19 protein-coding genes are annotated in these 22,698 nt (G+C 55.3%); 9 read left to right on the top strand and 10 right to left on the bottom strand.

Annotated elements, in window-relative coordinates; translation table 11 throughout:
• Positions 1–3: 3 nt before the first annotated feature.
• The 3 genes from ACN0RL_RS09335 to speE all read right to left on the bottom strand — a co-directional run bounded on the left by ACN0RL_RS09335 (position 4) and on the right by speE (position 3,549).
• Positions 4–501 (bottom strand): DUF6231 family protein, encoded by a 498-nt coding sequence (locus ACN0RL_RS09335; protein WP_417516002.1) that lies wholly within the window; start codon positions 499–501, stop codon positions 4–6.
• Between the two features lie 117 nt (positions 502–618).
• Complete coding sequence (locus ACN0RL_RS09330) at positions 619–2,475, bottom strand: HAMP domain-containing methyl-accepting chemotaxis protein (RefSeq protein ID WP_417516000.1); 1,857 nt, start codon at positions 2,473–2,475, stop codon at positions 619–621.
• A gap of 192 nt (positions 2,476–2,667) precedes the next feature.
• A complete protein-coding gene (speE, locus tag ACN0RL_RS09325; RefSeq protein ID WP_417515998.1) occupies positions 2,668–3,549 on the bottom strand; it encodes a polyamine aminopropyltransferase in 882 nt (293 codons plus the stop codon).
• Between the two features lie 214 nt (positions 3,550–3,763).
• On the opposite strand from speE, the gene speA reads away from it, so the two are divergent.
• The 3 genes from speA to ACN0RL_RS09310 all read left to right on the top strand — a co-directional run bounded on the left by speA (position 3,764) and on the right by ACN0RL_RS09310 (position 7,076).
• Positions 3,764–5,674, top strand: a complete 1,911-nt coding sequence (gene speA, locus ACN0RL_RS09320; protein ID WP_417515996.1) for a biosynthetic arginine decarboxylase — start codon at positions 3,764–3,766, stop codon at positions 5,672–5,674.
• A 167-nt stretch (positions 5,675–5,841) separates the two neighbouring features.
• A complete protein-coding gene (locus tag ACN0RL_RS09315) occupies positions 5,842–6,441 on the top strand; it encodes a sigma-70 family RNA polymerase sigma factor (RefSeq protein WP_417515994.1) in 600 nt (199 codons plus the stop codon).
• A complete protein-coding gene (locus ACN0RL_RS09310; RefSeq protein WP_417515992.1) occupies positions 6,438–7,076 on the top strand; it encodes a ChrR family anti-sigma-E factor in 639 nt (212 codons plus the stop codon). The genes ACN0RL_RS09315 and ACN0RL_RS09310 overlap by 4 nt, the downstream gene beginning before the upstream one ends.
• A 24-nt stretch (positions 7,077–7,100) precedes the next feature.
• Here the strand turns inward: ACN0RL_RS09310 and ACN0RL_RS09305 are convergent, their stop codons facing one another.
• Positions 7,101–7,844, bottom strand: coding sequence for an SDR family NAD(P)-dependent oxidoreductase (locus ACN0RL_RS09305; RefSeq protein ID WP_417515990.1), 744 nt, complete (start codon positions 7,842–7,844; stop codon positions 7,101–7,103).
• Between the two features lie 145 nt (positions 7,845–7,989).
• Between ACN0RL_RS09305 and ACN0RL_RS09300 the strand changes: the two genes are divergently transcribed.
• The 3 genes from ACN0RL_RS09300 (at position 7,990) to ACN0RL_RS09290 (ending at position 12,641) form a co-directional block, all read left to right on the top strand.
• Positions 7,990–9,765, top strand: a complete 1,776-nt coding sequence (locus tag ACN0RL_RS09300) for an acyl-CoA dehydrogenase C-terminal domain-containing protein (RefSeq protein WP_417515988.1) — start codon at positions 7,990–7,992, stop codon at positions 9,763–9,765.
• Positions 9,766–9,950: 185 nt separating this feature from the next.
• Positions 9,951–10,742, top strand: coding sequence for a tRNA cyclic N6-threonylcarbamoyladenosine(37) synthase TcdA (gene tcdA, locus ACN0RL_RS09295; RefSeq protein WP_417515986.1), 792 nt, complete (start codon positions 9,951–9,953; stop codon positions 10,740–10,742).
• 21 nt (positions 10,743–10,763) lie between these two features.
• On the top strand, positions 10,764–12,641 hold the full coding sequence (locus tag ACN0RL_RS09290) for a cation:proton antiporter (protein ID WP_417515984.1): 1,878 nt from the start codon (positions 10,764–10,766) through the stop codon (positions 12,639–12,641).
• Positions 12,642–12,645: 4 nt separating this feature from the next.
• Here ACN0RL_RS09290 and ACN0RL_RS09285 read toward each other — a convergent pair whose 3' ends face one another.
• From ACN0RL_RS09285 to ACN0RL_RS09270, 4 genes are all read right to left on the bottom strand, one after another.
• Positions 12,646–13,629, bottom strand: a complete 984-nt coding sequence (locus tag ACN0RL_RS09285) for an NADP-dependent oxidoreductase (protein WP_417515982.1) — start codon at positions 13,627–13,629, stop codon at positions 12,646–12,648.
• 101 nt (positions 13,630–13,730) lie between these two features.
• Positions 13,731–14,195, bottom strand: a complete 465-nt coding sequence (locus tag ACN0RL_RS09280) for an acyl-CoA thioesterase (protein WP_417515980.1) — start codon at positions 14,193–14,195, stop codon at positions 13,731–13,733.
• Positions 14,195–15,277 (bottom strand): SMP-30/gluconolactonase/LRE family protein, encoded by a 1,083-nt coding sequence (locus tag ACN0RL_RS09275; protein WP_417515978.1) that lies wholly within the window; start codon positions 15,275–15,277, stop codon positions 14,195–14,197. Before ACN0RL_RS09275 ends, ACN0RL_RS09280 begins: the two co-directional genes overlap by 1 nt.
• A 37-nt stretch (positions 15,278–15,314) precedes the next feature.
• A complete protein-coding gene (locus ACN0RL_RS09270; RefSeq protein ID WP_417515976.1) occupies positions 15,315–16,118 on the bottom strand; it encodes an alpha/beta fold hydrolase in 804 nt (267 codons plus the stop codon).
• 398 nt (positions 16,119–16,516) lie between these two features.
• Here ACN0RL_RS09270 and ACN0RL_RS09265 point away from each other — a divergent pair, with 398 nt between their 5' ends.
• The 3 genes from ACN0RL_RS09265 to ACN0RL_RS09255 all read left to right on the top strand — a co-directional run bounded on the left by ACN0RL_RS09265 (position 16,517) and on the right by ACN0RL_RS09255 (position 19,745).
• Positions 16,517–17,566 carry an AraC family transcriptional regulator gene (locus ACN0RL_RS09265; RefSeq protein ID WP_417515974.1) on the top strand — a complete coding sequence of 350 codons (1,050 nt, stop codon included), beginning with the start codon at positions 16,517–16,519 and terminating at the stop codon, positions 17,564–17,566.
• Positions 17,566–18,996 (top strand): cardiolipin synthase, encoded by a 1,431-nt coding sequence (cls, locus tag ACN0RL_RS09260; protein WP_417516102.1) that lies wholly within the window; start codon positions 17,566–17,568, stop codon positions 18,994–18,996. Before ACN0RL_RS09265 ends, cls begins: the two co-directional genes overlap by 1 nt.
• A gap of 86 nt (positions 18,997–19,082) precedes the next feature.
• A complete protein-coding gene (locus ACN0RL_RS09255; protein ID WP_417515972.1) occupies positions 19,083–19,745 on the top strand; it encodes a GntR family transcriptional regulator in 663 nt (220 codons plus the stop codon).
• A 16-nt stretch (positions 19,746–19,761) separates the two neighbouring features.
• Here the strand turns inward: ACN0RL_RS09255 and ACN0RL_RS09250 are convergent, their stop codons facing one another.
• Together ACN0RL_RS09250 and ACN0RL_RS09245 are read right to left on the bottom strand one after the other, a co-directional pair.
• Positions 19,762–21,939, bottom strand: coding sequence for a patatin-like phospholipase family protein (locus tag ACN0RL_RS09250; protein ID WP_417516100.1), 2,178 nt, complete (start codon positions 21,937–21,939; stop codon positions 19,762–19,764).
• A gap of 67 nt (positions 21,940–22,006) precedes the next feature.
• A complete protein-coding gene (locus ACN0RL_RS09245) occupies positions 22,007–22,603 on the bottom strand; it encodes a hypothetical protein (protein WP_417515970.1) in 597 nt (198 codons plus the stop codon).
• Positions 22,604–22,698: the final 95 nt, after the last annotated feature.

Here is a 22,698-nt window from a genome sequence, read left to right as displayed (position 1 = left end):
CGCTCACCAGCGTCCTTTGCCCCACATTTCCGGGTTAGCCCAGTATTGGGGGTTGTTCCAGTCCCGTGGCCTGTTGTAACTATCGATGTTGTAAGTATACAGCGTGCGGGCGGGAGTACCTTGCAGGAGCTCTTGGCGTTGAAAACCGAGGCTGAGAAAATCACTCATCTGCCAGTCCGACTCGTTGGTCATAATCACAGCTATCCTATGCGTGCCAAAATTGCGTAGCTGGCCGAGCATCTGCGTGCCTTCTTCATGGCTCAACTGCTCCAGAGCGCCCTCAATCAGGGCCAGATCGTGCGTACGCGCCGGCGGAAGACCGCTATTGAGCGCTGACAGCAACAGCTCAGTGTAGTGCCTGTCCGGATACTGCTCATGCCAAGCCCGGCCCAGACGAGCTGGTAGCGTGCCGCATACCAGCAGTGTATCAGGCTGACAATCGTCCAGGGTTTGCGCAAGCGCCTGCTGAGGCGTCAGCCTGGGGTCTTTTTGCTCGATCATTTCATTGACCTATGCACTTTGAAGCGCTGGTATTCCAGTGAACAGAACGTTCGGAACAGTAACCAAAATACCACTTGCCTGGAAATTAGCGAGCCAGGAAATCAACACCGGGCCCGGCTAGACGCTGAATCGGGATACCTTATCGCGCAGGTTTTCGGCCAGTCTGGCCAGTTCGTTACTGGAGCCGGCTACCTGATTGGCAGAGGTAGCCGACTGATCACTGATATCGCGAATGGCCGTGACATTTTGATTGATCTCTTCGGCGACCGAGGTCTGCTGTTCCGCCGCTGTGGCGATCTGGCTGTTGTGCTGGCGAATATCGTTAACCGCACTGGCAATGGCCGTAATACTCTGGCCGGTATCGCGGGCATTATCCAGGGTGCGGTTGGCCAGTTCTGCACCGGCTTCCATGGTTTTGACCGATTCGGCCGCGCTGTTAACCAGTTGAGTGATAAGGGTATCAATCTCTGACGCGGAATTTTGCGTGCGCTGGGCCAGAGCACGAACTTCATCGGCGACGACCGCAAAACCACGGCCCTGATCGCCAGCCCGGGCCGCCTCAATAGCGGCATTCAAAGCCAGCAGATTGGTCTGATCCGCCACCGATTTGATAACATCAAGTACCGAGCCAATATTCTGGGTATCCGCCTGCAGACCCTGAATTCGGGTCACCGCTTTACTTACTTCATCGTGGAGAGAAGCCACCAGAGACAAGGTGTCTCCAACTGCCTTTTCCCCAACTCCGGCCTTGTCGCTGGCACTTCCAGCTGCACTGAATGCCTCTTCAGCACTGCGCGCAACTTCATTGACCGTTGCGACCATTTCATTCAGTGCTGTGGCAACCTGGTCAGTCTGGTCTCTTTGGCGCCCGATTCCCGCACTGGTCTGGTCTGTCACCGTCGACAACTCTTCCGCCGACGAAGCAATCTCGTTCGCACTGGTGTTGATTTCCTGAACAAGGTCGCGCAGGGATGTCACCATCATCCCGAGGGCCGTTAACAGTTGACCGAATTCATCCCCACGATCGCTGCTGATGCGGGCTCGCAGGTCCCCGGATGCTACGGTGCTGGCAAAAGCCACCGCCTCCCGCACAGGGCGGGTAATGCTGCGGGTCAGCATCCAGGATAAAAGAGCTCCGAGAGCGATAACAATTCCGGCGGCCGACAGTATCAACACCATCGCTGATACCCTGTCTTGCTTCATTTGTTGTAGCTGTATGTCCTGTAAATCACTGGCGGCAGCGATGCTGGCCGCTGTGGTTTGTTCTACCAGCTCGCGGGTCTCCAGACTTTTTGTCAGCAGCTCAACGGTGTCGTGAAAGGCACTCAGGTAACTGTTGAACATCTCCACAATCGGCTGCTTCAGGACATCGTCCAGACGGGACCTGTTGATGGTCGCCAATGCTCGCTCTGAGGTTACGTCAAATGTCTTTATGACATCCTGGTCGTGGTTGACCAGAAAGTTACGCTCATACTGTCTTATCTGTCGTAAGAGGGCATTGGCCGCGTATAGATCGTCTTCGATGCCGATCCGGCCCTCCAGCGCAAACGCCGTCTCACTCAGGGCCTCGGTAGCGTCGTTCCGGGCCTTGATGTTCAGGACCATCTCATCGAGCAATTGGCGATACTGATGGACGCCTTCTTCGATTGCTTCAAGAGTCGCCCGGTCAGCATCCACAACCAGCCGCTGTTTCAGTGTGTCGATATATCCGAAAGCCGTATCGATCCGTGATTTGGCCTGGTCAATATCAGCTTCATTACCGTCGAGCAGATAGCGAGTCTCGTTGATCTTTGCACTCAGAAGGTTGGACTCCAGAGCACTTGCGATCGTTACTGTGTTTGAGCGCTCGTCATAGGTATCAAGTGCCTTGAGTCCGACCAGGCTAATGATGACTGCAAGCACGATCAGCGTCGAAAAGCCCGCTGTCAGTTTCAGCCCAATGGACAGGTTTCGGTAAAATCTGCTGACACTCATGGAGTTCATCCTAGAATATGGCTCGGCCTGAATTCTTTAACGGCCCGGGCGGATGATTCTTGAGCGATAAAGCGAAGCGATGTCTGACGAGCAGTAAAGTTTCTCAGGGCTGAGCCTGCCGGGAAATAGCGCCTTTCCGACCCGGATCAACTGACTCCGCAGACGATCCGGGTGATTGAACTGGTGCTTACATCAGCCCTCCTGCGGCCGCACTTCGTCTTCCAGGGCGTCGATCATGAACTGAGGCATTGCGAGGGCGCCGTGGTGAATGCCGGCATTGTAGTAGCGGGTTACAAACGGGCGGTTGTTGACATCGTCCTCGCGGAAATATCTCACCGGATTGTCTTTGCTGGCCATGGTGCAGCTCCACCAGCCGGTGGGGTAAACGGGCTGGGGGAATGGCAGTGTTTGCACGTGGTCGAAGCCGGCTTTGCGCATGTCGTTGTGAATGTCTTTTATGATGGTGTTCGTGTGCAGCAGCGGGGATTCGCTCTGCTGCACAATAATGCCGCCCTCACCCAGCGCCAGCATTGCGTCGCGGTAGAAGTCGAGAGCAAACAAGCCCTCTGCGGGGCCAACAGGGTCGGTACTGTCAATAATGAGAATGTCGATGCTGCCGGGGTCTACTTGCCGCATCCATTGTATGCCGTCGCCGAAGAAGAAATTGGCCCGTGGGTCGTCGTTGGATTCGCATAGTTCGGGAAAGTATTCCTCTGACATGCGGGTAACTCGTTCGTCGATCTCGACCTGCCAGGCTTCCTCTACGTCCGGGTGTTTCAGGACTTCTTTCAGGGTACCGCAGTCTCCACCACCCACAATCACAACTTTTTTTGGCTTTTTGTGGGTAAACAGCGCCGGGTGGGTCATCATTTCGTGGTAAAGAAAATTGTCCCGGGTGGTCAGCATTACGCATCCATCCAGCACCATCAGATTGCCGAAGGTTTCGGTTTCATAAATTTCAAGTTTCTGGAAAGGCGTCTGTTCTTCGTGCAGCTTCTTTTTTGCCTGCAGGGAAAATGCAGTCCCCTGATCCTGGAATACCTCGGTAAACCAGTTGTTGTTCAGCGTCGTCATGGTGCTCTCCTGCAAAACCTGGAATTTCGTCAAAGGGCGTATTGTAGAGGCGCGAACCGGCTAGCCAAAATATTTGTTGGCCATTGTTGTGATTCCGCACATCCGCAGGCGCGATCAACAACAGCGGAGACTTTCAGGCACAGAGCCCAGGCCCTACAATACCAGCCATTCAGCCGGCCCGCCCGGCTCCGGTTTTCCCAGAAGGATAGCAGTCATGAGTAATACCAGCGCCTCCCCGGCTCACAAGGTTTATAACATCGCCCACTGGAGCGACGGTTATATAGGCGTCAATCCGGAGGGCGAGGTTGTCATCAGACCAAACCGTGGCAAGAGCGACGCGGAAATCAATCTGCCGGAACTGAGCCGCTCGCTTATAGCTTCAGGGCTTCAGCTACCCGTGCTTATCCGCTTTACAGACATTCTTCACGACCGGGTGAATAAACTGTGCAATGCATTCAACAAAGTTGCTACAGAACATAGCTATGAAGGGGGTTACACCGCTGTCTATCCCATCAAGGTAAACCAGCAGCGCCGTGTGGTTGAAGAACTGATAGCCGCAGAACCCGCTGCGGGCAATGGACAAATTGGCCTGGAGGCAGGCAGCAAGCCGGAACTGATGGCCGTGCTGGCTCTGGCAAAACAGCCAGGCTCGGTTATCGTGTGCAATGGCTACAAAGACAGAGAATACATCCGCCTGGCGCTGATCGGTCAGAAGCTCGGGCACCGGGTGTTTATTGTGGTTGAAAAGCAGTCGGAACTGCCGCTTATTCTGGAAGAAGCCAAAAAGCTCGAAGTATCTCCGCTGATTGGTGTGCGCGTTCGCCTGGCAACCATCGGCAAGGGTAACTGGCAGAACACCGGCGGTGAAAAATCCAAGTTCGGATTATCCGCCAGCCAGGTTCTCGATGTTGTGAATACGCTGCGCGAAGCCAGTGCCCTGGAGACGCTTCAGCTTCTGCACTTCCACCTGGGTTCGCAGATTGCCAATATCCGCGATATACAGACAGGGCTGCGGGAATGCGCGCGTTTTTACAGCGAGCTCCGACAGATGGGCGCACCGGTGAATACCGTTGACATCGGCGGAGGCCTGGGTGTCGATTACGAGGGCACTCGCTCACGCAGCGCCTGTTCCATGAATTACAGCATGCACGAGTACGCCTATAACGTGGTACACGTGCTGCAGGCTGAATGTGATCGCCACGGGCTTCCCCATCCGGACCTGATCAGCGAATCCGGGCGGGCTCTGACAGCGCACCACTCGGTTCTGATTACCAACGTGATTGATCATGAAGTGCCGGAAGACCTTCCTGCCACACAGCCCGAGCAAAATGCGCCGGCACCCCTGCAGGATCTCTGGCGCGACCTGGAAAGCCTGGAAGACCCTGAATCCCCGCGCTCACTGGCCGAAATTTACCACGACGTGCTGCACGCCATGTCGGATGTGCATGGCCAGTTCGCCCACGGCATGCTCTCACTGCAGGAGCGGGCAGATTCAGAAATACTCTATATTCGCTGTTGCCGCTTGCTTCAGGAGCAGTTGGACAAGAACAGCAGGGCCCACCGTGAGATCATTGATGAATTGAACGAAAAGCTGGCCGCAAAGCTGTTCGTTAATTTCTCACTGTTCCAGTCTTTGCCCGATGTCTGGGGCATAGATCAGATATTCCCGGTTATGCCGGTAAACGGCCTGAACCGGCCGCTAAGCCGGCGCGCCGTGATTCAGGACATTACCTGTGATTCTGATGGCCGGATTGACCGCTACGTAGATGGCCAGGGCACGGAAACGACCCTGCCCTTACCTGAAGACAAACCAGGAGAACCCTTATTGATGGGGTTTTTCATGACCGGCGCCTATCAGGAAATCCTGGGCGACATGCACAACCTTTTTGGCGACACTCACTCTGTGGATGTGCGCCTGAACGACGCGGGCGGATTCGACACCAGCTCTCCCATTCTTGGCGATACGGTTGCCAACGTGCTCAGGTATGTAAATTTTGAGCCCAAAAATCTCCTGACAGCGTACCGCGACAAGTTTGCCGCAAGCGAACTGTCTGAAGATGTTCAGGTTGCCTTGATGCAGGAACTCGCCGCCGGGCTTGAAGGCTACACCTACCTGGAAGACTGAGAGCTCGCTGAAATCCAGCCAAAAAACCCGGTTACAAAATTACTTTCGCAAAAGGCTGATCCACACTCGGAACGGGCGCGTAAACACCAAGACTGACAAATCCGGGGCGAGTGCATAGAATGATAAGCAGAACGAATTTGAACCATGCGACTGTCGAGGAGCGTCCGGTGACCACACTGGATAAAAAACCAGCAAACGGTGAGGGCCGAAAGGATCCCTGGAGCCAACTGCTGGTGAAAGTGGGGAAAAGCCAGGACCGCCAGGCTTATCATTCACTGTTTGAGCATTTTGCACCGCAGCTCAAGTATTACGCGATGGCAAATGGCATGGCCAGCCACGCGGAAGAACTGGTACAGGAAGTCTTTGTATCCATCTGGAGACGAGCGTGTCTTTACGACTGGCACAAGGCGGCTGCCTCGACCTGGATTTTCACCATTGCTCGTAATCAGCGCATTGATATGCTGCGCAAGATGCGTCGCACCAGCGCAGAGATGCCGGTGGAGACAGAAGATCTCTGGCAAATACCGGGCGAAGATGATGATGAGCCAGTAACCTCGCTGCATCGACTGATGTCTGAGCGTCGGGTAAGAGATTCTCTCAAGCACCTGCCAGAAGAACAGATTACCGTAATAGCCAAGGTGTACATGGAGCAGAAGTCCCATCAAATGGTAGCTGACGAACTCAATATTCCCCTTGGAACGGTCAAAAGCCGGGTGCGCCTGGCTTTGAACAAATTGAAAGTGATTTTGCAGGATCAGAACGTATGACACGGCATCACCCCGAAAGCCTCCATTTGATGGAGTACAGCGCAGGTAATCTGAGCGAGCCTCATGCTCTGTGCATCCGCCTGCATCTCAATGAGTGTGCTCTTTGCCGGAGCCGGGTAGATACTCTCGACAGCCTCGGTGCGGTGATGATGGAACAACAGCCTAAAGTCAGCGTATCCGAGTCGATGTTTGACAGCATTCTGGCCAGGATAGACAGTTCACCGTTGCCCGAGCCATTAGAAAAGAAGTTGCCCAGAATAAGCATTCTTCAGAAATTGCTGGGAGACGACATAAATAACTTACCCTGGAAGCGCCAGTTGGGCGATGTCAGTGTGCTGGATATCACTGAAAAATTTCCCGGCCAAAAAGAACAGGTTGTTCTCCAGAAGCTGGTTTCAGGTGGGAAGGCTCCGGCCCATACGCACCGTGGTATTGAGACAACCATTGTGCTCCAGGGCGCTTTTGCCGATCAGAAAGGCGTTTTTAACCAGTGGGACTTTGTTGTTCTCACGGATCAGGACGAACACAAGCCGGTCGCAGTTGGATGTGAAGACTGCATCACTCTCTCGGTGCTGAGCGCTCCGGTCAAACTGACCGGAACCTTTACCCGCATGCTGAACCCGTTTATAAGCTGATTCTTGTTGTATAGTTGGCCGCTTTTACCAGGGAAGTTCTGACCCGTCCCAACTCAGAAAGCGGCCGTTATCCTCAGAAGTTATCCCCTCAATAACAGCTACCAGATTCCCCGCGGTTTCGGCGGCGCTATGTACCTGTAGCTGAGCCAGAGACTGCCTGAAAGGGTCACTCAGGGCCGAGTCAGTTGTTCCCGGATGTAGTGACACACAGGCGACAGGCTTGCAGCGACGTGGCAACTCTACTGAAAGCGTTCGCACCAGCATGTTTAACGCGGCTTTCGAACTTCTGTACGCATACCATCCCCCGAGACGGTTATCTTCAATCGAGCCCACCTTGGCGGAAATCGCTGCGATCCGCTTCAATTCACGATGACGCAACCACGGTAGTAGAGCCTGAACCAGCAAGGCGAAGCCTGTTGCGTTTACCGCAAAGGCCCGGGCCAAACTGTTCGCTTTCAGCTCCTCCAACCGTTTTTCGGGAAACACAGCGCCGTCGTGCAGCAAGCCTGCGGCGTATATAAGTGTGTCGATGCCCGCCGAAGCAGGAATCGTTTTTTCGAGGGCCCGAGCAACGGCACCGGGCGATTGATCATCCTCTGCATCCCAGGCCAACACCGTCAGTCGGCTATGGCTGCGCAACGGCTCAGGTACCCTTGCTGGATCACGAGCCAAACCAACCACTCGCGATTCTTCGTCGCGCTCCAATAGCGCTTCTGCCAGAGCTCCACCTATCGCGCCAGATACGCCGGCTACTAAAATCCGCTTCATGTCATCCCTCCATACAAGTCTCAACCATATACGAAAAACTTGAACAGCAGACCGCATGAACGGGTGAACCACAAAATTTAAACAGTCGTATGAAATAGCTCTGTTACCTCTTGAAGGCTTGATAACCTCAGTAAGGAGAGTGCTCATGCAATACCAGGCCCCGGCAAATGATCTTCGTTTTTTGCTGTTTGATGTACTGGGTGTAGACCGGCTTCATGAGCTGGAAAAGTACGCTGACGCCACGCCGGATCTGATTTCCGCCGTTATTGACGAGGCGGGTAAGCTGGCCGCGGAAGTGATTCAGCCAACCAATCAGACCGGTGACCGCGAAGGCTGCCACTACGATCCGAAGACTCACGATGTGAAAACGCCGGAGGGCTTCAAAGACGCCTACAAAAAGTTTGTAGAAGGCGGCTGGACAGCACTGGATGCACCTGTGGAATTTGGCGGACAGGGCTTGCCCCATACACTGAAGTTTGTGGTTGATGAGATGGTCTGCTCCACCAACTTGTCTCTGGGCATGTACCCTGGGCTGACCCACGGTGCCATCAGTGCACTTTACGCCCACGGTTCCGATGAACTGAAGCAAACCTATCTGGAAAAACTGGTTTCGGGTGACTGGACAGGCACCATGTGCCTTACCGAACCCCAGTGCGGCACGGATCTGGGCCTTATTCGCACAAAGGCAACGCCAAATCAGGATGGCAGCTATGCCATTGAGGGCACGAAAATCTGGATTACCGGTGGTGAGCACGACCTGACCGACAACATTGTGCACCTGGTTTTGGCCAAGTTGCCCGGCGCGCCAGACACCACAAAAGGCATTTCCCTGTTTATCGTGCCCAAGTTTCTGCCCGAGTCCGGCGAGCGCAACCCGGCCTTCTGCGGTGGCCTCGAGCACAAGATGGGCATCAAGGGCTCCGCGACCTGCGTGATGAATTTTGAAGGCGCCAAGGGCTGGCTGGTAGGTGAGGCCAACGATGGTATGCGTTCCATGTTCACCATGATGAACGAGGCCCGCCTGATGGTTGGCATGCAAGGCCTTGGCCTTGCCGAGATGGCGTATCAGGAAAGCCTGAATTTTGCGCGCGAGCGCCTGCAGAGCCGTTCCCTGAGCGGGCCAAAAAATCCGGATGGCCCCGCTGATCCGATTATTGTGCATCCGGATGTGCGTCGCATGCTGATGCGCCAGAAAGTTCTGAACGAAGGCATGCGTGCCCTTGCGCTGTTTACCGGCCACCAGCTGGATCTCTCGGTCGCCCACCCGGACGAAACGGCACGTGAATCGGCTGATGATCTGGTGCAGCTGCTTACCCCGGTGGTCAAAGCTTTTCTGACCGACGAAGGTTCCAACAATGCAAATACGGGTTTGCAGGTGCTTGGCGGCTCTGGCTTCACTACTGATTGGCCACTGGAACAGCTGGTTCGTGACGGCCGTATTGCGCGCATCTATGAGGGCACAAACGGCATCCAGGCGATGGATCTGGTCGGTCGGAAGCTGAGCCTGAAAGGCGGGCAGCTTGTACGTACCCTGTTCGGAGTGCTCTCGGGCTACCTTAAGGAAAATCCGGAAGCCCCCCATCGCAAAGAGCTGAAGGGTGCAATGGGTGCGCTGGAAAAGGCCACCATGTGGCTGGCAACCAACGCCCCGAAAGATCCGGAGCAGGCCGGCGCTGCTGCCACACCTTACCTGCGTCTGATGGCGCTGACGGTGATCGGCTATATGTGGTCGCGCATGGCCAACGTGGCCAGCCAGCAGCTTGCAGCCGGAGAAGGCAACAAGCCACTGCTGGAGAGCAAGCTCGTGTCTGCCCGCTTCTACTTTGAAAAGCTGCTGCCGGAAATTCACTGGTTACTGAGTGACATCGAAAGCGGCAAAGACACTCTGATGGATATGGGAGATGACCACTGGGCCGCCTGAATCTGTATAGGTGACCCTGTGCCCGGGCGCTGAGCTTTGCGAACAAAGCACCTCGCCCGGACTAAAGCCCTGAAAGCCACGCACCGCGTGGCTTTTTTTGGGTGTTTTCGGTCTGCTCCGGCACTGGGGTATAATCGCGACCTTTGATTTTCTCCGGCCTGCGGCCGGATACAAACGGAGATCGCATGAACGCCGACGATTACGCTTTCCGCTTTGGCGGCATTGAACGGCTATACGGGCGCCGGGCTCTAGAGGCCTTTCGCGATTCCCATATTGCCGTGATCGGCCTGGGTGGCGTCGGGTCGTGGGCGGCCGAGGCACTGGCACGCAGCGGCATTGGCACTATCACCCTGGTTGATATGGATGATATCTGTGTATCCAATACCAACCGCCAGCTTCATGCTCTCGAAGGTCAGTACGGACGCACCAAGACTGATGCCATGGCGGATCGGCTGAAAGCCATCAACCCCCATGCGGATATCCGGATTCACTTTGGCTTTCTCACTCTGAAAAACCTGACAGAGCTGATCACCCCTGACATGACGGGAGTGGTTGATGCCATCGACAGCGTAAAGCCAAAGGCTGCGCTGATTGCCCATTGCCAGCGTGGAAAAATTCCAATCATATGTGCGGGCGGCGCTGGCGGCCAGACAGACCCCACTAAAATCCTGGTAGCGGATCTCAGCAAAACTACTCAGGACCCTCTACTGGCCAAAGTTCGTAACCTTCTGCGGCGGGAATATGGTTTCTCCCGCAATCCCAAGCGACGCTTCGGCATAGAGGCCGTATACTCGACCGAACAGCTCACGTATCCTGCCGGGGATGGCGAAGTCTGCCTGCAAAAGCCTGCGACCGCTGGCCCCTCACGGCTGGACTGCGCGTCTGGCTTTGGCGCCGCCTGCCCGGTTACTGCCAGCTTTGGTCTGTTCGCAGCCTCCAGGCTGTTAAATCGCATTGCACGACGCACCAACCAATAACCACACGGATACCCGATCTTTATGCCAGCCAGTACAGTCGTGATTCTCGCAAGCATTGGTATCCTCTCATTATCTTTTCAGTGGCTCGCCTGGCGCGTGCGGGTGCCCGCCATTCTGTTTCTGCTTGCCGGCGGGATTCTTGTCGGACCGGTGCTGGGTTTCCTCAACCCGGATGAAGTATTCGGGGATCTGCTGTTTCCGATGGTTTCGCTGGCCGTTGCCATCATTCTGTTTGAGGGTAGCCTGACCCTGCGCTTTGATGAAATTCGCGGGCACAGCAAGATGGCTCGCAACCTCATACCGGTTGGCTCCATTGTTACCGGTATTATAGGCACCCTGGCAGCGCGCTGGGTTCTGGATATTTCCTGGGCCGTCGCCATGCTCTTTGGCGCCATTTCCATTGTTACCGGCCCAACAGTTATTGCTCCTCTGCTCCGCTCCGTGCGCCCGAGCGCAAAACTGGCAAACATTCTGCGCTGGGAAGGCATCATCATTGACCCGGTGGGCGCTCTGCTGGCTGTTCTGGTTTTCGAGGGCATAGTTTCCTGGGGCCAGGGCAACGTGTTCGGTCACTCCCTGTATATTTTTGGCAAAACCCTGCTGATCGGTTTTGTTCTCGGAGCCCTGGCTGGCTATCTGAACGGCCTGGTATTGCGCAAACATCTTATGCCGCACTACCTGCACAACGCCGCCACGCTCACCTTCATGCTCGGCGTCTATGCATTCTCCAATGAGCTGGCCCACGAATCCGGCCTGCTCACGGTAACGGTGATGGGCATCTGGATGGCCAACATGAAGCAGGTCTCCGTCGACAGCATTCTTGAATTCAAGGAATCCCTGAGCGTACTGCTGATTTCGGCTCTGTTTATCATTCTGGCTGCGCGGGTAGAATTCGCGGCCATTGCGGACCTGGGCTGGGGCCTGGCCGTGGTGCTGGCGGTGCTGATGCTTGTTGCCCGGCCGCTTAGCGTATTTCTGTCCGCTATCGGCACCGGACTGAACTGGCGGGAAAAACTGTTTCTGAGCTGGATTGCTCCACGGGGCATTGTAGCTGCAGCAGTTTCTGCCCTGTTTGCGTTCCAACTGCAGAAGCTTGGCTACGAAAGTGCGGCAGCCCTCGTACCCATGGTGTTTGTACTGATTATTGCAACCGTTACCCTGCAAAGCCTGACAGCCCGGCCTATCGCCCGATTGCTGAAGGTTACTGAGCCTGCGGAATACGGATTTCTGATTCTCGGCGCCAACCCGGTTGCCCGCATGATCGGACAGGCGCTAAAAAAGCATGAAGTGCCGGTCGCTCTGGCAGATACCAACTGGGAAAACGTGCGCCAGGCGCGGATGGATAATCTGAAGGTGTACTTTGGCAACCCGGTTTCCGAGCATGCTTCAACCCACCTTGACCTCACGGGGATCGGTAACCTGCTGGTCATCTCCCCATACAAGCATATGAATTCGCTGGCGACTTACCACTTTCTGGACTGGTTCGGTGACACCAATGTGTTCAGTCTTTCAGAAGGCGACCAGGATCAAAAGGCGAGACACCAGACGGCGGGAAAAATCCAGATGACCCGAGGTCTGTTCGACGATGTGAGCTATGCCAAGCTCGCCAGCCTGGCGAGCCAGGGCTATTCGATAAAAACCACCCAGCTCAGCGAAGAGTTCGAATACAACGATTTTCTGGCGAAATACCAGGGCCAGGCACTGGTGTTGTTTGTATTCGACAGCAAGAGCCGTATCAAGCCAGTGCGCAACATGGACGATCTGAAGCCTGACGACGACTGGATACTGATCAGCCTGGTGCCACCCCAGAACCGCAAAGAACGCAAAGACAAGGGAAATGCAGCAGAGCCTTCAACCCTCGGGAAAGAGCCCTCTGCGGACCCCGACCCAAGAAGCTGAAAATCTAGCGGCAATCCAATACCAGCTTGCCACGCACATGCCCACCTTCAAGAAGTTCGTGGGCCTGTGCTACCTGGTCCAGCGCAAACGTTTTCTCGATGTGCACCTTCACGTCGCCGTCTTCAATAAGCTCGGCAATTTCATCCAGATGAAACACATCCGGGCGCACGGTCATGCCATGCGCCCTTAATCCCAGCTCTTCGGCAGCGCTCACGATTTCATCTGCGGTGATCGTAGGGATGGTTACCAGCATGCCATTCTCACCAAGGGTACGCAGAGACCGTTTGCCGGTGTCGCCTCCCACCAGATCCAGCACCAGGTCCAGCCCAAAACACTCATCCGCAATGTCGGTGGTGTGATAGTCAATAACTTCATGAACACCAAGCTCTGCAAGAAAGTCCCGGTTGCTCGCTGAAGCGGTTGCAATAACGTGTGCGCCCCTTGCCAGCGCGAACTGCACGGCAAGATGACCCACACCACCGGCACCTGCGTGCACCAGAATTTTTTGCCCGGGCTCAAGCTTCGCCACTTCAAACAGTGCCTGCCACGCTGTGAGCGCTGCAAGCGGCAGAGCGCCGGCTGTTACCAGGTCAAGCTCTTCCGGCACGATCGCCAATTCATCTGCAGAGGCAAGGGCATACTCAGAATACCCCCCACCATTCAACGGAAAGCCAATCATCCCCATTACCCGGTCACCGGGTGCCAGAGTGGTCACGCCATCTCCAGTGGTTACCACCTCCCCGGCCACATCGTAGCCCGGAACCCAGGGCAGCGAGCTTTCAATCTGCTGCGCCACAAACCCGAATCCTTTGCGGGTTTTCCAGTCGATAGGGTTAAGCCCGGCGCCGTGAACACGAATCAGTACCTGACCCTCTTGCGGGGAAGGAATATCCGAGCGTACGACCTGCAGAACATCACGCTCGCCAAACTGGTGGTAAACCACTTGCTTCATGGCAGATTCAGTCTGCTGATCAGTAGGTGTATCCATGGGTATCTCCGGAAAAGGGCGCTGATAGTAACGGATTGCGACGAGGTATTTTGTATTCCTTCAGGTTACCAGAAGTTGCCGGCAATAGTGACTCGGACATCCTAAAGACCTTTACCTCCGGCGACACAGGCTGCCGTCATAATATCTGCAAACTCTTTCGGTGCACGGGAGGGCCGCTGGGTTTTAAGATCCACACAGGCGTGGGTCGATACTGCCCGCACCAGGGTTTTGCCATCTTCAGGGCGTACCAGCTGGAACTGTCTCGCAGAGCGAAAGCGGCCATCAAAGCCGGTGAGCCAGGTTCCCATAATCAGCCGGTCACCGGGGTTGGCAGCCACGAGATAGTCAATTTCTGTGCGGGTGATCGCCCAGGCTTTACCCGTAGACTCATTTAGCTCCCAGGTCATACCCAGACTTTTGACGTGCGCCCAACTGATGTCTTCCAGCCAGCGCACATAAACCACATTATTTGCATGCCCAAGTTCGTCGGTATCGTCTTCGACCACCAGAATCTCAAGGGTAAAGGGATCAGGAAGGTCCCATTGTATTGGCTTCTGTTCTGTCATTACGGCTCTCCAAGGCCCGGTATGTCACGCAAGGGTAAGCGTCCTATACGGTCATTATGAAGTGAACCAAAGTACAGGTGACCGCCGTGGGGATTCACCGAGGTAATTTCCTGCAAGTGCGTGCCCCGGGGGTCGTGAAGACTGGTGATCACCTCACCGTCACGATCGAATGCCACAACAAGGCCATACTCCTGAGGAGCCGGCTGCAGGCTTGACGGCAGTTTGGCGACCAACTCCTTGAGCAAGGGGTGCGGGTGCAACGTATCGATACTGGCATTACGAAGTGCAGGAAAAGCTACCCAGAAGCGGCCCTTTTCATCCACCGCGAGATTGTCCGGGAATCCCGGCAAATTATCGGCAAAAACCTCTGTTTGCCCGGCTTTTGGTCCTGTTAGCCAGTAGCGGTGAACGCGATATTTCCAGGTTTCGTTTACCAGGACAAAGTCACCGTCTGGCGCCACTGCGACGCCGTTGGCAAAGTGCATGTCGCCCAGTATAACCTCCGTCTCACCGGTTTCAGGGGAATACCGCAAGAGTCGGCCATGAGGCCTCATTTCCAGGAGATCAAGCTGGTAGTCAGGTTGATAGAAACGGGAACTGGCGTCGGTGAAATAGATCCGGCCATCGGCCGCAATATCAACATCATCGGTGAACCGGAAGGGAACGCCCTCAGCCTCTGTGGAAAGCACCGTGATATCGCCATCTGGCGTGATGGAGAGAAGCCCTTTCCAGGCATCAGCAACAATCAGGTTTCCGTCCTGATCAAACACCATTCCGAGGGGACGGCCTTCTGTGGAAACCCAGTTTTCAACCCGGCCGTCCGGAAACACACGCACAATGTACCCGTCCTGGGTTCCCGCAAAGACCACTCCGTCAGCGTTAACGGTTGTATCCTCAGGCCCATAGACCTGCCCCAAAGCTAACAGCTCTGCCTGACGCAGATCTTCATTCGGCGTCAACAAACCGGCCATAGGTGCCGGGGTTGGCGGCTGCCATGCCTCGGCGTCAATCGGTGACGGAGCCAACAGCAAACCACCCAATAAGACAAACACAACCAGCAGCCCGGCCACCAACCACTTCATACGCTTAACCTGTCTGTTATCGGATTTATTATCAGGGTCAGTCTTGGTTGCGCCCTTCCAGAAAACGCCGGCACAGCGCTATAAACTCGTCGGTCTTCTCAACATGAAGCCAGTGCCCGGTATCCTCAATGATGCTTAACTGAGCCTGCGGAAACAGCCGATAGATCTCGTCCCGGTGTTTTTCCTGAATATAGGCCGAATCGGCACCTTTCAGGAACAGAACAGGGCCGTTATAAGGGGCATCAGCTTCCGGTGCCTTGGCCAGATTGGGATAGCAGGCTTCAATCGCATTCAGATTCAAACGCCACCGATACACCGGACCACCGTTAACCTGGTCCTGCTTCGGGATGCGTTCAAGGTTCATAAGCAAAAACTGTCGTGTCGCGGCCAACTCCACAAATTTGGCCAACTGTACATCGGCATCCCGGCGAGAACGCACCTCCGTGAGATCAATCTGCTTCAGGCCGTCGAGGATTACATCATGGCCCGCCTTGTAAGACACAGGTGAAATGTCGGCTACAATCAGCTTTTCAACGCGCTCCGGAGCCTGCAAAGCAACCTGCATAGCCACTTTTCCGCCCATCGAATGCCCCAACAAGCATGCCTTGTCGATCCCCTGGTCATCCATATACGCAACAACATCCTCGGCCATGGAGGGATAATCCATGGTGTCGGTATGGGGAGAACTCCCATGGTTACGCTGATCCAGAGCATGGACCTGCCACTCGCCGTGCAATTTCCGGGCAATAGCACCAAGATTCTCAAGTGAGCCGAACACACCGTGCAAAAGGATCACGGGGGAACCTTCTCCGGTAATTCTGTGGTTCAGTTTGACGCTCATAGGCAGGCAATCTCCGTCAGGAATTGTATTGTTTGAATGCCGATACAGTACCACTGCCAGTAACACGAGCAAGTAGAGCGAGGGAAGAGAGGAGTTTCTTGCAGTAAAAAAAGACCGGGCAAAGCCCGGCCTGAAGGTCATAGACGATGTATCTGAATACTTAGCAGCAATACATATCGCGCAGATATTCAGCAAGTGCAGCAACGTTTTCACGTTCCCGCTCGGTGCTGGGTACAAAAATTTTGTGTTCCATAAAAGCCTCCTGGCTCGACCTTCGATTACTTTGATCCGATGAATAGATGCTATCGTTGAAGAAGGCAAAACCCGTTGACAGACTGTCCCATTCGTTTGACATTTTGTATCAGCACCCATGACAACCCGTTAATGAGACGGTTAATGTGACCACTGCGCCTTCGGACACTACAACGACACCCTTCGTTGCTGCCTCCAGCACACTGGCACTGGTGCATTACCTTGGCCGCCAGGGTGTTCTGGACAGTCCTCGTGTAGAACAGATCATCGGCATGGATATGCCAGCACTTCAAGATCCCGACCGACGCATACCTGCACAGGCGCATTACAGATTGTGGGATCACGCAGAACAAGTCACCGGAGACCCTGCAGTGGGACTGAACGCCGGCCAGATTATTGACCCTGAACGCATGGGGCTGGTCGGGCACGTATTTTTCAATTGCGACACTCTGGGCGAGGCGGTCACACAGTATGTGCGCCTGCACAGGCTGATTAACGAATCGGTGATTCTGAGCTTTGAGCAGACTGAGGATCAGGCTATTCTGACCTGGCAAGCGGACTCACCAGAACATTACTGCCGTCAGGATATGGACCGCACTCTGGCTGCGGCGTTGTGCCGGACCCGACATTTCATATATCCCGGAATTCAGGCCGAATGGGCAGAAATTGGTCACCCACGCCCGGAATACGCAGACAAATACGAAAAACTGCTAAAAGGCCCGGTAACGTTCGGGGCAGCAGCGACCCGGCTGGCATTCAACACCCGCCACCTCAGCCATCCTATTCCACACCGCAACCCTTACGTGTATTCAGCGGTTCTTCGCCAGGTCAACGGGCTCCTGGCACGGCTACAAACCCGGCGCTCATTCGGTCGCAAAATACGCAGGTTAATATCGCGACAGATGTCGACTGATAAAATTGATGCAGATACTCTCGCCCAGCAGTGCCACATGAGCCGCCAGACACTCTATCGGAGACTAAAAAAGGAAGGGCTGAGTTTCCATGAACTCGTCGAGCAAGTGCGGAAAGACAAAGCCCTGCGCTACGTCGCTTCCGACCACTACGCTCTGGGGGAGATCGCTTTCCTTCTCGGCTTCTCCGAGCTGAGCGCTTTCAGCCGGGCCTTCAAACGCTGGACGGGTACCGCACCGGCTCAGTACCGAGCCCAGCACCACACCCGGAAAACCGAGCAATGATGCCTGACACCTCATTACTGGCCATCGCCGTCAGCCTGCTTTACCTGGGCTCCGCTGCCTGCATCTATCGTATTTTGCTGACCTACCGCACTACTCAGGGCGCTATCGCGTGGATCATAAGCCTTCTCGGGCTACCCTATGTCGCTGTACCTCTGTTTCTTGTTTTTGGTCGCTCTCGCTTCGGCGGGTATATCAAAGCCCGTCGTATGGGCGATCAGTCTCTCGCTGAATTGCTTGACCGGTTTGAACAGCAGAAAACCTCTCTCTCTACTCCGGAACAGGAGCAGCTTGATAAACAGCTGCAGGTTCTCTGCAAGCTTGGACGACAACCCTTTACCGAAGGTAACCAGTGCGTATTGCTGCGCGATGGCGAGGCGACTTTTGAGGCTCTGATCTCGGCTATGGAGAAGGCAACCTCTTACATTCTTCTCGAGTTCTACATCGTGCGTTCAGACAAAATTGGCCAACGCATCAAGAGCATTCTTGAGCATAAGCTCTCAGAAGGTGTGCAGGTCTGGTTCCTGTACGATGACATTGGCAGCGTCGGACTGCCCCGCACCTACCTGAAACAACTGGCGAAAGCCGGCGCCCGGGTTGCCTCTTTTGGAGATGGCGATATCCGGCGCCGCCGGTTTCAGATAAATTTCCGAAACCACCGTAAGCTTCTGATCTGTGACGGCAAAATCGGGTTTATCGGAGGCATCAACCTGGGCGATGAATACCTCGGCTCCGTCATAGACCAGGAGCCCTGGCGAGACACTCACTGCCGCGTTGAAGGCCCCGCCGTTACGGGTCTCCAGCTGGCCTGGCTGGAAGACTGGAACTGGGCGAGCAACGAATTTCCCGAACTCGACTGGGCGCCAGAAGGCAAGCTGCCGGGCAATGAACGGGTTCTCGTGCTTCCCACCGGGCCTGCCGATACATGGGAAACCTGTGCGTTGTTTTTCCTGAACTGCATCAATAACGCACAGTCTCGCATCTGGATCGCTTCGCCGTATTTTGTTCCGGACTTCCAGATCGTGAATGCCTTGCAGCTCGCTGCCCTTCGGGGAGTGGATGTACGAATCATCATCCCGGAGAAATCGGACAGCCAGCTTGTTCGCCTTGCCGCATACTCTTACCTGGTTCAGGCCAACCAGGCGGGCATTGGCATCTATCAGTATCAACCCGGCTTTATGCACCAGAAGGTGGTCCTGGTTGACACGGACTACGCCGCCGTGGGCACCGCAAATCTCGACAACCGTTCCATGCGCCTGAACTTCGAGATCATGGCGATCAATACCTCCGGATCCTTTGTTTCCGACGTAGATGCAATGCTCACAGACGATCTCATTCATTGCCGCAAGATGACCGAGCAGGACTACGAGGGTCGTTCTATTCTGTTCCGGTTGACGTGCCGGGCAGTTCGCTTACTGGCACCGCTACTGTAGGTAGCTCAGGGATGCTGGCTCCGAAACGGGAGAGTGTGCGATTATTCCTCCCTCATTCCGCCAATTCAGCCCAGTGAACGTCTTTCATGAACGCTTTCAAACCCACCGTTACACTGACCGAGCAGGTCGCACGCCACATAGAAAATCTGATTGTTTTTGGCCAGCTTGACTCCGGAGAGCGCATTTATGAGGCTTCCATGGCCAGGCAGATGGAAGTCAGCAACGGTTCAATCCGCGAAGGCCTGTTACTCCTTGAAAAACGCCACCTGGTAAATAACGTGCCGCGCAAAGGCGCTTTTGTTACAACGCTGGACAATTATTTTGTGCGCAGTCTTTATGAAACACTGGAGTTGTATCTGACCCACACCGGTCGAAAGCTTGCCAGACAATGGCAACCGGAAGATCTGAGGCGGTTGGAGGGGCTGTATCAGAAAATGGAAGACTGCTTTAAAAAGAACGATTTGACGGCATTTCTCGACCTGGGAGTCGAATACACCCAGGCTTCGCTGGCTTATGCCGATAACTATTTTATTCTCGCGGCAATTGATGACCTGTGGCCATCAGCCAGACGCTGCGCCTTCGTAGCCTTCAAGTACGGTGGAAAGCGAGTGCTGGAAGATAACCTGGCGCACATGAGGGAATCTATCAGCGCGATCAGGGACAGGGATGAACACAGGCTGGCGTCTGTCCTCCACCGTTATGCCGTTCAGCAGTGCCAGCAAGTATGCGACGCTGCTTCAACCACATAAGCTCGTGCCGGAGCTCCTAATAGAAAAGTTGAGTAAACGAAAACCCGATATTCAGGTAAGCAGCCCAGTTATCTTTGTTGCTGTAAGCCGTTGCTATCTGAACCGGGCCGAGGAAGGTGTCCACACCGGCAAATATACTCCAGGACCTCACGGAGCTATTCCAATCGGCATCACTGAATGACTCCCAGGCATTCCCAGTCTCCAGCCCCATCCCTGCAAACCAGGGAACTATCGGGCCGCCGAATGCCTGGCTTGCATAGACCGATCCCATAACCGCACTTTCGCCCGTAATCTGGCCCGGAGCATAGGCCGACAAGCGTCTGAAACCACCGAGACGCACTGCATTTTCGATACCTGCCTCACCACGCGTAACCGCGTGAGCATAGAGCAGTCCCGTCAAAGTAAAGCCTCTCCAGCTATCCGTACCGAGCACCATCCCGGTTACCGCGTCAAAATGTCGGTCGGAACCCAGGTCTTCCCGTTCCAGTCGGCCCCGGATGCCCGCAAAGGCACCGTCGCGGGGGAAAAACGCATCATCGAGGGAATCGTGCACCAGTTGAAGGCTCACATTGCCCTGGTGAACCGCACCTTCGGGCGCCACTGCGGTACCAATCTGCTTGTCCACGTTGGCGTATCCGCGAGCGTAGGTAAACCGGGCCTCGGCGTTTCCACCGAGCTCCGTTCCCAGGCCAACATCAGCCTGGCGGAACGCAACATCCAGCTCGGCCACACGCTCGCCCCCGGCGTCATACACGCTGAACGTGTCGCGGGAATACTCAACACCCGTCACCAGAAAACGCTCATATCCGTAATCAAGAGGCTGGTACCACTGGGTGCGAATACGCGGTTCCGTGCCAAGCTGCAAACCGGTCTGCCACTCGGCCCCGAGCTCATTCAGTTCTGTCATACGCAGGGAAGCAGCAAGATTGAAGCGGGTATCACCGTCAAAGTTATCCTCATAATTGAGGCCAAACGACAGATAATTGGGCCCCCAGCTTTTCTCCTGAACCTTGATTTCAAGCACCGTTCCATCCGGTGATGGCGACAGGGAATAGGACACTATCTCGTAATAGCCCAGGCCATAAATACGCTTGAGGTCTGCTTCCAATGCTTCCACGTCCAGCGGCTCGCCGATTTTCTGACGTATTCGCTCCCGAAGGAAATCCCGCCCCAGACGACGATCATGCTCAACCTCAATGCGGGCAACAAGCCCGGCACTGTGGTCGGCGGAGGCCAGTCGCGACCGATATGCCTGCCAGGCCTCGTTTGATACGACAAGTGCGTTCAGATCCACAGCGTGTTCACGGGCACCGCTGGCCCCCAACTCGAACAGCAGCGGGGCGTTGTAGAAGTCCGCAGAGCCCTGACCTTCCAGATCCGGCCGAATAAGCACATCCTGCTCACCCAGCATATCAAGCTGCTGATCAGCATTGCGCCGGGTCATGATGGTCGTCAACTGGCCGAATACGGAGAAGGCTTCACGCAGTTCATCGGGGCCCATCAGAGTGTCGGTGATATCAACAGCAATAATGATGTCGGCCCCCATTTCACGGGCGACACTGACCGGCAGATTGTTAGCTATGCCTCCGTCCACCAACAAACGGCCATCAAGACTGACCGGTGCATATACCCCCGGGATACTCATGCTTGCGCGCACAGCGGTAGCGAGGTTACCACTACCGAGCTCCACCATATCGCCGGTTTCCAGATCGGTTGCAACCGCACGGAAAGGAATGGGCAAGCGATCGAAGTTCTCGACAAGAGCTGCGCTGCGGGTCAGTTCATTGAGAATAAAACCAAGATTCTGGCCGGAGATAATACCGGCCCCGAGGTGCAGGCCATCCAGGCTGACACCAAGACCCGGCGTAACAGGAAATCTCCATTCTCCCTGCTTCCGGCGGACAGGCTTGTAAGCCCTGCCGGGATCGTCGCGAAAGCTCGACAACCAGTCCAACTTGATAAAGCGCTGCTCGATTTCTGCGACCGACATGCCAGAGGCATAGAGTGCACCTACCGCAGAGCCTGCGCTGGTTCCCACCACCATATCCACCGGGATGTTCATTTCTTCCAGAACCCGCAGCACACCAACGTGAGCCATGCCTTTTGCCCCGCCGCCACTGAGCACAAGGCCTACACGGGGTCGTTCGGCTACGGTATTACTCGCCGCGACAGGAAGCGACACGAGGAGCGTCATTGCCAGGCAGACAAGAGTCAATCCCGATGACGGTGTCAAAACGTGGCAACTCCCACAGGCTCAATCTTCATTTGTTGCCCGGCTTATCATCTACCAAAGAAAGGTGCGAGACATCTGGCACTATCGGCGGCGGCAGATCACGCCTGACACCTATATCACTGCCGGCCGGCGCCAGTGTCCAGTCATCGAGGTGCTGAAACATGGGAGGCTCTGCCTCCTCAGGCTCCACCAGCGTGACGCCGACCGGGTCGAGACCAAGCGCTGACCCCGCAAGAATGTCATCTACCCTTTCACCGGCTACAGGCAAACGATCACCCGGTTCTGTATTTGAGGCGCCGGTGCGGGATTGCGGACTGGCTGCGGGGGGAACGGTTTTCGCAGGCCCCGGTGTCGCGTTGCCTGGCTGGGCTGCCGGTACTGGCTTTGCCTGAGCCTGGGCACCTTGCATAGGCTGAACGTAGGCAACCATGCCGTGTTTGCTCAGCACCGCGCGATACTTTTCTGCCTGTTCCTCATCCAGCTTGTTCCGGATAACCACCGGGCTACCGCTGAACATGCGCTCTACCTGATCAACACTGGCCTTGAACAGCGCCCGAGCATTACTCCGCGCCGTTGCTATATCGGTCCCGGGAACACACTCACCCTTGAATACGAGTTGAAACATGGGCCTCTCTCCTGCCGTCGATTTTCGTTTCATGATAGTTGATACAACAACGCCAGGGGAGCCCCGCGCACCCGGAACCCCGGGCTTAAATGTAT

The sequence above is a fragment of the Marinobacter sp. genome, assembly GCF_048259445.1.
In the GTDB taxonomy this organism is placed as follows: Bacteria; Pseudomonadota; Gammaproteobacteria; order Pseudomonadales; family Oleiphilaceae; genus Marinobacter.
This window is presented reverse-complemented; position numbering and strand designations above follow the sequence as displayed.